Annotated in this window: 8 protein-coding genes; all 8 read right to left on the reverse strand. The window is 35.1% G+C overall.

Annotated elements, in window-relative coordinates; translation table 11 throughout:
• Positions 1 to 195: 195 nt before the first annotated feature.
• Positions 196 to 1608, reverse strand: coding sequence for an L-fucose/L-arabinose isomerase family protein (locus Q0945_RS01845; RefSeq protein ID WP_299430191.1), 1413 nt, complete (start codon positions 1606 to 1608; stop codon positions 196 to 198).
• A 280-nt stretch (positions 1609 to 1888) separates the two neighbouring features.
• Positions 1889 to 3133: a mandelate racemase/muconate lactonizing enzyme family protein gene (locus Q0945_RS01850; protein ID WP_299430193.1), complete on the reverse strand. Its 1245-nt coding sequence runs from the start codon at positions 3131 to 3133 to the stop codon at positions 1889 to 1891.
• A complete protein-coding gene (locus tag Q0945_RS01855; RefSeq protein WP_299430195.1) occupies positions 3120 to 4607 on the reverse strand; it encodes a sulfatase in 1488 nt (495 codons plus the stop codon). Before Q0945_RS01855 ends, Q0945_RS01850 begins: the two co-directional genes overlap by 14 nt.
• Before the next feature lie 225 nt (positions 4608 to 4832).
• On the reverse strand, positions 4833 to 7598 hold the full coding sequence (locus Q0945_RS01860; RefSeq protein WP_299430197.1) for a glycoside hydrolase family 78 protein: 2766 nt from the start codon (positions 7596 to 7598) through the stop codon (positions 4833 to 4835).
• Positions 7599 to 7626: 28 nt separating this feature from the next.
• Positions 7627 to 10860 carry a glycosyl hydrolase gene (locus tag Q0945_RS01865; RefSeq protein WP_299430199.1) on the reverse strand — a complete coding sequence of 1078 codons (3234 nt, stop codon included), beginning with the start codon at positions 10858 to 10860 and terminating at the stop codon, positions 7627 to 7629.
• Positions 10861 to 10874: 14 nt separating this feature from the next.
• Positions 10875 to 13241, reverse strand: coding sequence for an alpha-L-rhamnosidase C-terminal domain-containing protein (locus Q0945_RS01870; RefSeq protein ID WP_299430201.1), 2367 nt, complete (start codon positions 13239 to 13241; stop codon positions 10875 to 10877).
• Positions 13242 to 13278: 37 nt separating this feature from the next.
• The gene (locus tag Q0945_RS01875) at positions 13279 to 14250 is read right to left on the reverse strand and encodes a PKD domain-containing protein (protein ID WP_299430203.1); all 972 of its coding nucleotides are present in this window, start codon (positions 14248 to 14250) and stop codon (positions 13279 to 13281) included.
• A 211-nt stretch (positions 14251 to 14461) separates the two neighbouring features.
• Positions 14462 to 17695, reverse strand: coding sequence for a family 78 glycoside hydrolase catalytic domain (locus tag Q0945_RS01880; protein WP_299430205.1), 3234 nt, complete (start codon positions 17693 to 17695; stop codon positions 14462 to 14464).
• Between the last annotated feature and the right edge of the window lie 35 nt (positions 17696 to 17730).

Raw genomic sequence — 17730 nt, forward strand, 5'->3', positions numbered from 1 at the left:
TATGTTACGGAGCCTTCTATTACATTTGGAACCAAATATTTACACATCAATCATTATTATACCACAACTTTTTATTGAAACAAAAAAACATTAAAACTACTTCTTAGGCTATCGCTTTTGGTTTAGTTAAAACCACTCCTGTAAAAAGTATATCTCCAAAACATAAATATAAATTGCTTAAGGCTGTTGTAGAAACTAACAAATTCGAACCACCCTTAATTTCAATAAATTACCCAGCTTCTCAATTTTGTTAGCAATATGGCCTACACCAATAGCACAATGGTGCGATGGCCCTTGTTTAGACCACTCATTCATAAAAGCTCTTGCTCCTATTGAAAAACGGTAACGACTATTTGTATTTCCTATTTGTAATATTGGCCCTTCTACCGATTCTCCTTCGGCAACTAATAAAAACACATCATCTTTACCTTCTACTACAGACAATAAAGTTACAGGACCATGCTTAACAGTCATTTGAATTGACAAGCCTTTTCCTGGTTTTCCATGATACACAGGTAATGGCACTAATTGTACATTACCTTCAGCAATGGCAAAATGTGCAGGCCCATCGTGACCTAACATAACAATATCGTCATTAAAATCCATCGCATAAAACTCAGAAAATGAACCACCAATACCAAAAGCATCCATAATTTTCATGGCTTGGGCATTTTTCACTTCATATTCTCCTGCAACCGGTACATTTTTCCCTGTTAACAAGGTGTTTCCTGCTATGACAGAAGTTACAATATTTTCATATTCGTTTCCTGATTCGCCTTCATAATAATAGGCTAAAGAACCTAAATCGTGATTTTCAACCAATTTATCTAAAGCTATTGATGTTTTTGCTGCGCGTACCAATTCTTCTTCTTCACAAGCATCAATCACTTCAAAGGTACTTTGAAATTCAGCTATTTTTTCGCCAACCTCATCATCTGTAACTGCATCTCTGTACTTTTTCACCTCACACATTTCAACAATTTCTATATGCGTTCCAAAAGCTGAAGATTGTTTGGTTAAATCGGAATATACGTCTAACATACCCGCATAATAATGTCCTAAAACACCGAGTCTATTATTTTGCATTATCGAAGCGACTTTTGTAGCATCAATCCAATCCTGAATTTCGTCCCAAACTACTTGCTCTCCTAAATAACCTGTTACAAATTCGTAATCTATTCCTGCACGATTAAACACATTTGCAAATTCTGGTACCGAACAAGCCTGACAATGTGCTAACCACTCTCCAGTCATTTTACCACGATCCCCCAATGCATTAAAGCTTTCGTAATCTATAGCTGCAACAGGTTGTATATTTAAAATAACTATTGGACATTTTACTTTTTGTACTACAGGTAATACTGTAGATGATAAGGCATACGTAGATATATATAAAAACAAGATATCTACATCTTCTGTTTTTAGCACCTGAGCTTTTTCTCTTGCAACCACAGGGGAATCTACCAAACCAACATTGACAACCTCAGCACCAAAACTTTCCATTTTAGTTGCTATTTGTTGTTGATAACCTTCTAACCGCTCTAATAAGCCTTCAAATTGCGGCCAATAGGTATCTAAGCCAATACCAAATAATCCAACTTTTATCATTGTCCTTTTCTTTTATTTTTAGCGCCTATCAGAGAGATAATCCATTCTATAAATTGCATTTTTTGATGCATCTCACCATGCTTTTTTATTTGTAGCTCCTAGTGACGTATTCGTAAATAAATTAAGAATAGTTAAGACTGGTTAAGACTGAAACTCTTGTATTGCACCTATTTAAATGTAAAATACGCAATAAATGAGCCAAGATACAATTGACGTTTTGATATATTTATTAAACAAAATGATATCAATTATCACAATGCGTTGTTCTAAATTATCTTATTTAGATTTCAATATACAATTCACTTACTTTTTTTAATCTATCAGTATCTATTTCTAAACCAAAACCTGGCTTTGGCGTAAATGAATAGTAACCATTGGCCTCTTTTTTAGTGGCTGAACTTTGCAAACACTCTAAATAGATTTTAGAGTCTGCTTTTTTCTCAATGGCTTCCACCCAAGTGGCATCGACACCTATTGCTATTTGTTGCCATGCCGAACAAGCTGGCCCTACCAAACTATCGTCACCTATCATAACTTTTGCCCCTATTTCTTTTACTTTATGAGCCAATTGAGCTGTATGTGTTAAGCTTCCCATAGTAGAAGGATGCAAATTGTAAATGTGTCCCATTCCTGCTTCCATAGTTTTTAGGCCTTTCCAAGCTGGACGCATGGGCGCATCTGGAATTAAAGTTAAATCTCTAACCATCTTTTGTAGCTCTATCCACTGCTTTGTTTTTAAATGCGCTGGATCTTCAATAGCATTTAGTCCATTGGCTTTAAAACGGTCTAAAATAGATTTCAACTCATTTAATGATTCCCACTTTTTATAGCCTTTATTGACATCTGAAATTACAACAGCGTCATCGCCCAAAACATCTCTTATAATTCGCAGTAGTTTCATATCAACCACTTCATCTCCATACATTTTAAATTTCATGTGATGCCCAAGGTTCTGTTCGATGCTTTTTTCTGCCTCTGCCCTTACTTTTATCTCGTCTTTATCTAGTATGCAGTATAAGCCTGGAACTGTATTTCGTCCAGTCAATCCCAACAACTCTACTGCAGGTTTATTTTGAAGCCTTCCTGACAAATCCAAAAGTCCCATATCTAAAGATTCTAACATTTTAAGAGATTGCTTAGAACCTAAAACCTGTTCTGATGTCAATATTTTTTGAGCCTCTCCTAGGGTTAACCCTTTAAATTGTTGTAAATATTTTACCCAAGCCGTTGGCTTAAAATCTGGATCATTTTTAGAAGCTGGTGTTTCCGCCCATCCATAAAAATCTCCTGACGAAATCTTTATGAATAAATGTTGACGGTTATGCCATGTTCCCCAAGAAAAATATCGAGGTATATTGATATCGTATCGAAATATTTCGATTTTTGTAATCTTTTCGTTTAAATATGCTGTTCCATTTTTACCTGCACAGGCTGATAATAATGAATATGTAGCGCTAGCTAAACCAAGTGCTGACATGCTCTTTATAAAATGGCGTCTGTTTGTTTTCATTTTACCAAGGGTCATTCATAGAAGTTAACAATGTCGCTAACTCTTTTTCCATTTGAGCATCTAACCTAGCATCTTCTCCCCAAATGTTTTTCATCTGATAAGGGTCTTTAGCATCATTATATAGATAATGAAATTTATCCCCACTTTCGTGTTTAACTACTGCGTAAGTGTAATTTTTTGTTCTAAAACCACGAGTATCTCCTTTAGAAGCAAAGCTTTTACCTCCAAAATACAATTGTTTTTCTGGACGGTTTACAGGTTTATCAAAAAACAAATCTGCATAATTTTTACCTTCAACTTCGTCTGGTATTTCATCTTTCATACCCATTAAGCCCAACAGTGTTGGCATATAATCAGGCACACTTAATAAAATATCATCGGTTTTAGGTTTTACAATTTTTGGATAGTGCACTATTAAAGGGATTTTAAAAGCTTCTTTAAACCAAATGTTTTTATGCATTAAACCTTGGCTTCCTAGCATTTCTCCATGATCAGCAGAAAATACGATGATGGTATTATCGTACATCCCTTCTTCTTTTAACTTTGCAATAACGCGCCCAATTTGGTCATCAACGCCATTTACGGAAGCAAAATAATCTGTAGCTTGATCTAAACGTTTTTCTACACCATGGTCTCCTCTTTTTAATTTATAATTATCATTAAATTGAACATTTGGTCGGTTTAGAACATCTTTATAACTCATCCCTTCATAACGTTTTTGATAACGTTCTGGAACCTGCTTAAATGGTGTATGTGGTGGATTTATAGACCAAAACAAAGCAAAAGGTTCATCAGATTTTCTTTGGTCTTCATTATTATTTAGATAGTCAATAATAACATCTGCTTCATGTTCTGCAGACCATTTTTTTATATGAACTTTTTCATCTTCTTTTGCATTGGTTGTCCAATAATAAGGCACGTTATGCCTATTGTGCGTTCCGTAAGCATACCAAAAAGAAAAACCATGTCTTCTATCTGGTGGACACCAAGTATCCCAAACACGCTTAACATCTGGTGGTGTGGGTTCTGGACCATCTAAATGCCATTTTCCAACGTAACCTGCGCTATATCCATTATCAACTAAAACATCAGAAAAACAGATTTCATCTTTCTTTAAATAATTTCCTAATGCCGTTCTTTGAGAATTACAATTTTCTACAACTCCTGTTGATAGTGAGTAACGGCCTGTCATTAACATAGCTCTGTATGGACTACATAATGGATTGTTGGCTACGGCTTCATTAAAAAACACACCTTCTTTTGCTAGCTGATCTAGATTAGGCGTATGTACAGGATCTTCTTTTAAAAATCCTAATGAGGCTTGTCTGTACTGATCTGCAAAAATGAACAATAAATTAGGCTTGTTTTTTACAATTTCTTTTTCTTCTTTGGATGTGTTTTTACACGAATATATACTAGATAGAATTAATCCAAGAATTATTAGATTTTTAGAAATCGTCTTTTTTGTATATTGATTTAATATGTTCATTTTTAATGTAAAGTTTAACTAACTAATAGTTTATAGTTTCAATACTTACTAGACTTAACAATCTCGAAGGCTTTAATTTTGATTTTGGTTTAATATCATCGACAACTAACCAAGTATATTTTTCTTCTTCTGATCTTTGCTTGTCTTTTATCAACTGATTTCGCCATAAATTAACCACTTCTATTTACATTTAATTTTCTCCTTTCTTTTGCAATACATATTCGCTTAATAATTAGTTTTAAATGAATATGTTCCTGGGTTTACCTGAAAAACAAAAGCTTTATTTGTTTTGCTAATTAATTTTATATCTGAATTACTATCAAATTCTACTCCGTTTACCTTAATGCTTTCTTGTGTATTTCCTGGTACAAAAACTTGAGCAGTTGTATTTGGAGGTACTATTATATCTAAATTAAATTGCTTGTCGACTATTTTCCAACTTGAACTTACTTTTCCATAAGGCGAATTATAAGTAGCAGCTGCAGATGTTAAAGGGCCGCCTGGAATAGGAGCAATTTCTATTTCTTTGTAGCCCACTTTAATAGGTTTAATACCCGCAATGCGTTCGTACATCCAACGACCAATAGCTCCGTAGGCATAATGGTTGAAAGAATTCATACCGCCTTTGTTAAAACCATCTTTATGGGTGTAACTATTCCAACGCTCCCACATGGTAGTTGCCCCTTGATTTATAGAATAGAACCACGATGGGTAGGTTTCTTTAAACAAAATTTCATACATCAAGTCGGTCTCGCCTATTTTATCAAGTACTAAAGGCAATAAAGGTGTACCTAAAAAACCGGTACGCAAATGGTTATCGGTTAGTTTTATTTGTTCCAATAAATGAGGTACTGCTTTTTGCGCTAATTCATCATCCAACAAATCGAACGCTAAGGCTAATAAATAAGCGGTTTGAGTTTCAGGACCTTCAATAATGCGTCCTTGAGTATCGAAAAAACTATTTTGAAATACATCGCGAATAGCATGGAATAAAAGCTCATATTCTTTGGCTTCAGACTCAAATCCTAGCACTCTTGCTGCTTGAGCAGTTAGGTTAACAGAGTGCGCATAATGAGCTGTGATAATTAGCTTATTTGAGGTTACACCAAATCGCTCATCTCTTTTGTGTGTTGAATAGGGTTGTAACCAATCGCCGTGGGTAAACATTTTGACAATATGGTCTTTGGCATTTGACTGATAAAATCCTACCCATTTTTTCATACTTGCATAGTTTTCTTCCAAAACACCTACATCACCAGTACGCTGGTATGTTTCCCAAGGGACAATAGTGATTACATCGCTCCAACCAGCACCAGCTTTAAGCTTACCTCCTAAAGAAGGTACCATTACAGGAACCGCACCATCTTCATCTTGATCGTTTCGTACACTTTGCAACCAACTCATCCAAAAGGAATGCACATCACCTAAAAAAAACGAGGTGGGTGCAATGACCTGAGCATCTCCTGTCCAGCCTGCTCTTTCATCACGTTGCGGACAATCGGTTGGTATATCGAGCGTATTACCTCTTAACCCCCAAATAATATTGCTTTGCAGTTGATTGAGTTTTTCGTGTGACGAGTTAAACTCAACATTCAAATTATAATCAGAATGTTGCACAACACCTATTACCCACGATTTATCTGGTGTAGCATTTGCATTAAAACCACTCAACTCTACATATCTAAAACCGTGAAACGTAAATGTTGGTTGATACTCAATTTGTCCATCTTCTTTAGCAATATAATAATCGGTTGAAACTGCACCTCGGTAATTTTTAGTATACATGCGTCCATCTTGCTGAAGCATTTCGGCAAAACGTATTTTTAAAGTTCCGTCTTTATCCATTGGCACTTTAATACGCGGTACACCCACCATATTTTGTCCCATATCAAAAATTACCACACCTTTATCAATCTCTGTAATAGCAATTGGTGCTAACTCTTCTACAGATTTAACTGTATTGTGTCGCTTAGGTGTCAAACTAATTTCTGCATCTATATCTTCAACAACCACCTTTTGCCAATTTGCATCATCAAATGATGTTAACGACCAAGATTTTTGTTCTTTCCGTGCATCATATTGCTCTCCATCATAAATTCCAGCATAAACAATTGGTCCCTCTTGGGTAGCTTTCCAACTTTCATCAGTAATAAAGGTTTTAACATCGCCATTGGTATATTTTACTTCAAGTTGACACATTACTTTGGGCGAAACTTTTGGATAGCCTCTAAGCATTAATCGACCTGCATACCAGCCCTCAGCTAAGGAAATTCCAATGGCATTAGAACCATCTTGCAAATGATCTGTTACATCATAAGTTAACGTTTCAATGCGTTTATTGTAAGGGGTCCAACCTGGAGCCATTACATCGTCGCCAACCTTTCTGCCATTGATTTCAGCTTCAAAAAGTCCCTTTGCCGTAATGTACAATCTAGCAGATTCAATTTTAGAGTCAAGAGTAAACTCATTTCGCAAGTACTGTACTTTATAAGAGGTTTTATTCGTTTTTGGCGACTTTGCTTTATCAACTTTTGGCAAGCTAATCCATTTGGCCTGCCAATCGGAGTTATGGAGTAGTCCTAACTCAAAGTTGGCTACCTCACTCCAAGCTGAAGCCTTTTTATTTTGATCCCAAAACTTTAACTGCCAATACACTTTTTGTCGCGAAGAGAGTTTTTCTCCTTTGTATTTGACAAATAGAGTTTGCTCACTTTCCACTTTTCCGCTTTCCCATAAATCAGCATTATTTGGTAATAGTTCAGGTTTAGAAGCCACTACAATCGAATAAGCTGTTTGCTTTTTGATGTTTTTATCTTGTGGTAGTTTCCATGAAAAAGAAGGTGTAGCATCGTAAAAACCTATTGGATTTTTAAATTGTTCACTTACTACCAACTCGTGCGGTGGAATATTATTTTGAACTGAAGAACACGAAACCAAAAATAGTATCGTCAGTATGACTGTTGCCAATCTATTGCTCGAAATTATGTACATGTTATTTTATATTTGTGTGTATTATTTATTATTGTTTAGTCGTTTCAATACTTACTGGACCTAACAATCCTGAAGGCTGTAATTTTGATTTCGGTTTGATATCATCTATAACTAACCAAGTATATTTTTCATTTTCCGACCGTTGTTTGTCTTTTATCAATTGGTTTCGCCATAAATTAACTACTTCTATTTCCAATTGATTTTCTCCTTTTTTTAGTGCTTCTGAAATATTTAAACGATAAGGCGCTATCCAAAGACCTCCCATCTCTTTTCCATTTAGTTTTACCTTAGCCATCACAGAAAGCTTTCCTAAATTCAAATAAAACGCTTTATTTTTAGGGAGTTTATCTATTGTAAAAGTGGTTGTATACGTTGCTGTACCAGAATAATATTTAATTTGCTCGTTTTCTGATGTAGACCAATCCTCTAAAGTATTAAAAACGATTGGTTCTTTAGGACCGATTTCCTTATTTGAGAAATCTACTGAAAACGGATTTTTCAATTCGCTTATTGTTTCAAATGCAGGAAAATTTTCTGTATTTATTGGTTTTTCCAATAACTTATTGTCTCTAGCAAACACAATAAACCAACTCTGAGCCGCTTTTAATTGTAAAGGTATTTTTACTCCCGTTTTCGTGATTTCAAACTCTGGTAATGCTCTGATTTCTCCACTAACAGCATCCCAAAGTTGTGGTTTCAAATCTTTACGCACTCTAAAAACTGGAGATAATTCTATGGTTTCATCACTTTGATTTGTGATAAAATAAATATCCATTTCTGGCGTAGTTCTATGTGTCCATAACACAGGTGTATCTTCAGAAACTTTAACATCTTCTGCTAATTTTAGCTTTTCAAAGACTTCAGATAATTCGTAACCGTCTAACACTTTACCTTTACCGAATGCTTTATCCATTTTACCTTGGTTGTAGGTTCCACTCCATATTTTGTTGGCTATGGTTTTAACGATTTCGTCGCTTTCTGGATAATTTTGTAAACTCGGAGATTTTTCAGGTTTTTGTCCTAAAATGACTCCTCCTTGTTGCACCAACTCTTCTATCTTTTTTAGTAATTCCGGTCGCATGGTTTTAAAAGGTGGTAAAACCATAACTTTATAAGACATACCATCTGGTAACACAAAACGTCCATCTTTTACAGACAATCTGTTTAGAATTACTTCGGCATTGATATAGTCATACGAATAGCCTTTTGGAATTTCAGGAACACGACCGCCCGTCATTATTGGCGTGTCTTCTCCAATAAAATAGCACACATCTGCTACATATTTACCTTGTTGTAACAAATGTTGGCAACGTCTTAAATAATCAAAATAAGTATCAGCTTGACTAAACCATGTGTTATGGCGATTGAATTCTGTACCAAACCAAGCATTCATTCCTGGCTTACGATTATCGTCTGGTTGGTGAATGTATAAGTGCAAGACAAAATGATTGACACCTTCTGTTAACGACCAATCGCCTCGTTTTTTTAACATGGCTGGGTGTCTAAGGTATGTTTTTCGAGAAGAGGTAAATGCTTCTGCAGACGTTATCGGTTTTCCGTATGTATGAGACGTTGATGAAGAGGCTTTACATTCTATATTACCCAATGTACCTTCGTTCCAAAACTCTCCAGATATCAAATCCGATTGTCCACCATACATCATAAACTCCCCAGGAAAACCCCAATGTCCATAGTTTTCTAACCAAGTTTTCAAATTATGTTTGTTACTTGCTTTTTTTAAGGCTCCGACATATTCATACGCTACATCATCAGCAATAGAGCGACGTAAATCCCAAAGAAAACGTTCTGATTCTTCTACACTTCCCACAATTCGCCCCGACAAAACTGGTAAATATTTTACAGGATTGTAGGCATATTTTTCTTGAAATTTTACTTCATAATTGTCTGTCCAGTTTTGAGAACCCATTTCGTAACTATCTGCAATAACATATTTGAAAGCAGACTTACTTTCTTCTGGAATACGTTTTAACAATTCTCCCACGAAATTATCAAAATGATATTGGACAAGCTTGCTATTCATTTTATCAATTTCATACCCTACACCTTGAGGGGCTGCTGGAGCATTTTTTGTGCCTGTTGGTGTCATTCCCATTCGTAAAACAGTCCAATTTCCTTTGGGTGCATTCCAGTTCAAATTCCCATTTTCATCAATTTTATTACTTATATCAATAACCTGATTTGGATCTAAACTCAATTCTTTAGATTGAAGTTCTTCTTGCCTGTTAAAAACATAAGTGTCCCATTTTGGTTTTGGCGTTGGGTGCATTTTACCCAATTGTTTTTCGATATATTTATCTAATACTGGTGCTTCAGAAATTGTAATTTCAGCAAAACCGAATGTTTTTTTACGAGAACTAAACTGACTACATTTTAATTTAAATTGCTGTGCTTTAACATCTGGTAACGTTGTTGCATAAGCCCCTTTTAAAATTGGCCCTACATTGGGAGTCATTTTAGAACGATCGAAAATAATTTTTTTGATTACTTGCTCTTTTCCATCAACAACCGCAAATACTTCTATTTGACATTTAAATTCTTGACTTGGTACTATTGAAATGGAACGCGCTTTAATTGATTCATCTAAATTGAAAGTTATCTCTAAAGCTTGCTTTCCTTGAACTTTAAAACGAGTGTCTGATTCTGTGTTTCCATCAATTAGTGCTTTTACATCTACATCATTCCAATTGGCAGTTACTTTGGTTGGAATGAATTTTGTACTTTTTTGTTCTGTCTCAGATGCTTTAAAAGCTAAAGTATGTGTGTCTTGAAATTTTTCGTTTGGCTGTTTTAATTTAACGTTCACTAACTTACCTCCTTCAACTTTCGTTTCACTAAAGGTTAAATACCGCATTGCTTTTTCAGAATCTACCCAAGGTCCACCACTCTGACTCCAACCTGGACAATTAAAAAAGCCTATATCTACACCAATTCGTTTTCCTTCTACAACCGCATGCACCATGTGCGACCACCACTCTTCACTTAACATAGGCACTTTTCCATCTTTACGAGCTGGGTTTATATTACCAATTAAGGCACCTCCAATTCCCGCTTTTTTCATCGCTTCTAAATCTTTGGTAATACCTGATTTAGAAATATCATCATTAATCCAATACCAATAGCACCAGAGGTTGTTTTCTTTTTTAAGTTCTACAAAACCAGATTGAATGCTTTCATAGTTTTGAGAATTAATCTTTCCTACTGCAAATAAGGATAAACAAAAAAGCACTATTAATTTCTTCATAATTGTTTTTAAAATTAGTTATAAGAAGCTGTTATTTGCCAATTACCTGGTTCAACTTGAAATTTTAAAAACTCATCATCTTCACTTTCAAAATCAAATGCATTTATTCGTTTTTTAAACTTGTTATTTTTCCAAATACTTTTACCGTTTACTTCAATCTTAGTTATATTTTTTCCAGCTTTAGGAATGTAAATTGTTGCTGTTGTTTTTTCTGGAGAAATTAAGTTTAATTGATACTTATTTTCTGTTTTATGAACCTCTACAGTAATATCTCCTTTAACTGAAGGCACAATTTGTTTTACAGAGCTCATGTGAACTAAATTTGGTTTTACCTCATATTTAGCCCAAGCTACGTCTATTGCTTTTACACCTGCAATGTATCTTGAAAGCACATAGTTTGGTGCATTCCATGCATGGTTATAGGTGCCACGCAATTTGGGTTGATATTTTTCATAAAGTGTTGTTAACCATTTGCGATCAACTTGTTCTTGATAACGGTCTTTCATTCGTAGCAAGCCTTTATCATATTGCCCTGTAATCATGATTGCTTCTTCAGCTAGCCACTCCATATGCGGACTTGATTTTTTTACAGGAACTAACACACTATCTACTAAAATAGTGTAATGTTCTTTTTTAGCTAATCCACTAATAATTGCTAAGGCACTCACGCGCTCTTCTATCAATTTATTTTTAGATCCATAACGATTGCCTTGCCAATATTCTTTTTCAAAATTTTCTTTAATACTATTTATTCGACTGTCGTACCAAATAATATCTTTAGTTTTACCCAAAGCTATTGCCATTTTTTTAGTGGCCTTTAGCGCCATAAAATACAACACCACATTTGTTGCAACAGAATCTGTATCTATACCCCAATCTACCCAATTCGCATACCCTTTTCTGTGTTTTGGTAATCCGTTAGATTGCATGCTCCACAATTTTAAATAATTTAAAACAGCTGGATATGCATTTTCAAGCGTAGCTTTGTCTCCTGTGTTATAGTAGTATTGCCAAATCCCTTGGTCTATATATTGCAAACTTTGCCCAGTTAACTCACTGCTTTTTCCTCGGTAAGCACCAAATCCAGGTGCTAACCCTTGAATTGTATCTCCAGCTCTGTAAGCAATGGTATTATCAATTCCTTTTTTTAATAGCAAACGCCCTGGCTCATCCAATGTATAAAAAACAGCTCCTGTTTGATCTGCAACATCGCCTACCCATAAACCACGTTCTCTATCTGGGCAATCCATATAACCATCTCTAGCACAAACATACAATGTGTTTCTAGCCATCCACCATAAACGTGTAAAATAAGGATCACTCGTTTCAAAAGTCCCTGTCATTTCTCCTACACCTGTCCAGCGGTATTTTAGTTCTAAAACTTCCACACCTGGCGGAATTGTATACTCTACATTATGACCATTTATCCAAGAATAACTTTCAAATTCTTGCACACCATCTTTAGTAATGTAAGTCCCTTTAAGCATATTAAACGGATTATCCATATCTGCGATAATGGTTTTACCTGCTTTACTATTTACTTTTAAATTAGGAGTAATTTGCTGATTAAAAGGAAGCTTTGCATGAATTACAACTAAAGAATCTGTAGTATTTTTATAAGGTAGTTCAATTTTATTGGATTCTAAGGTTAACGATTCATAATTAGCTAAACCTCTGTCATTCCATTGCGGAATAGCTCTTTTTACTAAAGTTCCCCAAGGTTTATTATTAGCTGCGCCTTTTTCAACAGGCTTACCCCAATTAGCATCATCAAATGAATTTGAATACCAAGCAGCTTTAGACCAATCACCCATACTTTTTCGAGCATCGAACTTTACATTATAGGCATTTACTCTATTTGCACTTTTACCTCCTCCTCCACTTTTAGCATCATAGGCAGGGTGCACTTTTAGCTTCCAATCGGCATTAGAAACCAACTCTTCCTCTCCTAAATTAGCATGAAATAATAGACCTCCTTTTCCACTATCATCGTGTACTTTTCGGGTTCTACCCCAATACCAAACCAAAATAGCAATGGTATTTTCACCTTCTTTTAAATACTTTGTTAAATCTACCTCATCATAATAATTGGTATCCGGTGCAGCACCTCTAGCTAATCCGCCTTCAAACAAAACCATTTCTCCGTTAACCCAAAGCCAATATTTTGTATCTACTGCAATTTTTGCTACTACATCTTTTGGTATTTTATTAAGGTTAAATGACTTTCTAAACGCTACCCAAGTATTTGCTGCCCCATCTTCTTGTTGCCAAATCCATTGTGCTCCTTCCCAGTTAGGTGTACTAGCAAACACCGAAGCAGAAGAAACAATAACCATTAATAATAGAAATATACCTTTATAGTATTTAAATTTTATCCTCATTCTTACTTTATATTTTTGACTATGGTACTATTTCAACCTATTTTGTAACCACATCCCAAACTTTAGAACGTATAGATTTACCATCTTTATTTTCTACCGTAAGAACTACGGTCCAGTGACCTGCAGTATTATATTTATGTGTTGGATTTTGCTTATCAGAAGTTGTTCCATCTCCAAAATCCCATGTCCAAGTTTTAATTTTGCCTAATGATTCATCTTTGAATGCGAAAACACGGCTGTCTCTATCCACCTCAACAAACGACCAATTTGCTTGTAACTGAGGTTTTAAATCTTCTGTGAGCGGCATTAACCTGAATGCGTTCAAAAAATCGCCATCATGAATCATGTTAAGCGTATGCGCTAGGTTAATAAAATCCTTCCTTTCTTTATTATCATTATCATAATCTAGAACGCACCACGACATAGCAATAAGCTCATTTTCTTTTAGTTCTGAAACAGCCGAACGATTCACGCCTTCAATAGCAGCATAATCGAATGGTGTTATCCAAAACTCCATTTTGAGCAAACCGGGTTTTCCTTGTTCTAAGTTGTGCTTATAGGCAGCATTGGCGTGCGGAAAATCTTTAATCCAAGGCGTATTTCCCCAAACCATGGCCCAGTCTTTATTTTTAGCAGGTATAAAAACATGGTAGTTTTGTGCATGTGCCCCATGTCCTCTAAAATGCAACTCTTCAATAGGTATCCGATTTATATTTGCATTCCACTTTTTGATAAAATTACCACCAGAAACATCTGCATCTACCACCAATTCAAAAATATCTTGTTTAATATTCAGTTGCTCAAATTCCCAGAAATCATCAAAAATTTCTACATAGAAGTATAACCGATTTAAATCTTTTACCCATGCTACTTTTACGGTAATATCCAAGTCGGTTGCATCCAGATTAAACCCAATACCATTCATACTTTCTTTCATTTGGTCTAGACCAATTGCATAGGTATCTGGAACCAAATCCCAATCGGAAAAATTGCCATCTATACGTGGCATTTTATGTTGCGGAAATTGAAAAATGGGGTAAATAGTGTCTCTACTTTGGAAGCCATAAGATTCGAAAACCCCACAGCAGCAGATTATAGCCAATACAAAACAAAACAATGAACGCATATTTATTAATTTTTGTTAATTACAACTTATTACCTAGCTAAAAACCATCTATTTACCTTCTATTTCCTACAAGTGAATCTTTTTAAATACTAAACTAATTTTTATATGAAATTTTTAGTTCTTTTATTGACGGTGTCCGTATAGCATCTACAATAAACAATCTACATTTTCTAGATTGAACAGAATCAAATTGATGAATTTTGTTCTCGCCGCAAGAAGTTCCTTTTACAATATCTTTCCAAGCACCGTAATCCCAATATTGTAATTTATAAGAAGTAATATTGTTCTCAAATTCATCTACAATGATTTGATTAAACGTTTGTGGTTTTATCCATTCTACTTCTAAATATTGATTTTTAGTTTCAGTAGCCAACCAACGGGTTTCCTCATCTTCATCATTTACTCTGAACGCTTCAAAAACAGGTAATTTTTCTGTTTTAATAAACATAGAAGAAGCATTCATTCTACCTAAAGTTGCTAAGTTTTGCGACTCCACTATCGGATCAGGTAAAGATACTTCGGGTAATTCTTCTACATGGAAATCATAAATTCCTGAGACGACATTATAAATAATATAGTTTCCTACGGTCTTATTTTTCTCAGTCCCTACAAAGGTGATACTTTCAGATTCATCAGCTAAAACACCACTTTCTTGTACACTCTTTTTACTCGTAGCCGGCAAATACACTTTTGCAGTAGTATTTACAGGTACTTCAATATGAAATGCTGCCCCTTTATCTTCTTTTTTCCAGTTCACAATAACATTTCCATACATGGACTGGTATTCTGTGTTTGCAAAAGTTAAATTGCCTACGGGAGCAGGTTTAATCATCATGTTTTGCATTCCTAATTGTTCTGAGTTTGGACGAATACCTCCAAAACCTTTAATAAAATACCCACCAATACCTGTATAACACGTATGTATTTGACTATTACCAATGGCAGACCAACGTTCTGGCCAAACGGTTTTTCCTTGCTCTAAAAAATAGCCATAGCTTGGGTGATGTTTATCTTGTAATAGCTCATAAATTAAATCCATACGCTCTCCGTATTCTGTAAAATATCGAGTATAAAGGGCTTGTCCTGAACTTCCTGTATCGTAATAAGGGAATTTATAGAGTACATTATCTTCCAGAACAGCTTCTACTTTTTCTTTTTCTGATGCTGGTGTTACTCCTGCCAATAAAGCAAATGCTTGATCTACCTGTTGCCCTTTTACATACTTTCCGGTCTCCGCATTGTATGATAGTTTGTGAGTCGCTTCTCTCTGTACTTTTAACCTATCTGCATATTTTTTTGCATCTTCATTCTTACCTAAAACTTTTGCAATTTTTTCTGCATTATCTAACATAAAGGCATACACACAATTATTAAAATGAATAGCTTCTGCCGAATTAAAACTACTCCAAAAATTACCTCTTGGTGTACACCAATCACCTAAACCAGGAAATTCTCTTGCGCCTTGTTTTCCAGCTTTTAAAGCACCTCCTATTTTGTAATTTGAGTTATTAAACAACCATTGCATCCATTTTTGCATAGACTCATAATTGTCTTCTAATACTTTTTTATCGCCTAACATTCTATAGGTTTCCCATACAGTTAATGGACTATTGGCTTTCCACATTAAAAACGGACGATCTTGTTCATTTATAACACCCCTTATTTGACCATCAGTTACCTGAGCGTCTCGGGTGTATTGTAGATATTGATCCATATAGGCGCCACTCTCAAAATTTGGTAACGCATCTCCATACATTGCGGCTACCGTAACTTCTCCCCAACCACGGCGTTCACGATGCGGACAGTCCACCAAAATACCGTCCATGGTATTAGCCAAATACGTATTTAAATTGATTTGGTAAATTTGATTAAGCTGCTCATTTGAGGATGCAAATTTGCTAATTTGTTTACGATTGTTAGTAATAACGTAACCTTTAACGTCTTCTAATTTAGGCGCATAATTTAAACCATAAACGGTAATCCACCTGCCACCAGCAACATTAAATCGATTTTGGAACTTTCCTTTTCCAGACTTCCCAAAAATATATTTACTCTTTTGGTTCCAGTTCATTACCTCCTCCGTTTGATCACTAATTTCAAACGTAATAGAATCGCCTTCTACACCATTATACAAATCCATTTCAAAGAAACCGGTGTAGTTTTCACCCATATCAATGCGGTAAGAGCCACTATCGTTTTTCTTAATGGCAATAGCTTTTAATTCTCTAAACTTTACTTGCGGTTCAACTATTTGTGCGCTCAACTGCGCAGTAATTGGAGTGTAAAGTGCACGAGACCCTTTACCCTTATCACCAAAGATACGTATGTTATTGCCTTTGGGTATTTTTGCATTCAGGGCATTATAATCATAAACACTGGCGTTTATCCAATTATTGTCATCATATTCTGCGCTATTCCAATCGGGTTCTGCCTTTCTGGCGTCAATTGTTTCTCCTCCAAAATGTAACACATCCCAATCACCATAATATTCACTATAGCTTTTTTTAGTTTTCCAAGTCGTATCAGATTTTAGGGTTATTTGCTCTCCTCCAGCTATAATTTCTGCTTGAGCCTTAAACACAAAAGGAATCTTTCTATATTCTTTAATTCGTCTCCATCTAGACCAACCCGCAGCATGCCAAATAGCAATGACATTATCCCCTTTTTTTAGTTTATCTGAAATGTCATAAGTTAAATAAGGAATTCTTTTTTTCATATATGAAGACACAGGATTCATCACATTTTCAGTAACCTTTTCTCCATTTACATACAATTCGTGATACCCAAATGAGCCTACAAATACAAAAGCTGATGTAGCTTCTTCCTTTAATTCAAAATTCTTTCGATACCAGTTGTGGTCGGTTTTTTTCTGGTCTTCTTTCAAAATCCAATCGCCTTTCCAATCGGATTGTTTTAATAGTCCCATGGAAAAACTTGAAACTTCACTCCAATCTGAAATGTTACTATCTTTATCCCAAACTTTAACTTTCCAGTAGTATTGTTTAGCAGATTCTAGTGTATTGCCTTGATAGGTATTGTTAACAGATTGATTGGTTTCAATTTTTCCTGAATTCCATACATCACCTTTATTGTTACTTAAAACATCTAAACTACTTGCTACTAAAATTTGATACGCTGTTTGTTTTTGTCCTCTCCCTTGATGATTCCCTTCTAACTTCCAACTTAATCGTGGACTTGTATTATCTATACCTAAAGGATTTATTCGGTATTCGCAACGCAAATCTAAAAGGGTTACAGAAGATTCACGGCAACTCAGTACGCATAGCGATAATATCAAACATAACGGGATTAATAATCTGTTTTTCATTTTTTCAGTACCAAACTTGAGTTACAATTAAGTTT

Origin of the sequence: uncultured Maribacter sp., assembly GCF_947500405.1 — a bacterium.
Taxonomy (GTDB): Bacteria; Bacteroidota; Bacteroidia; order Flavobacteriales; family Flavobacteriaceae; genus Maribacter_B.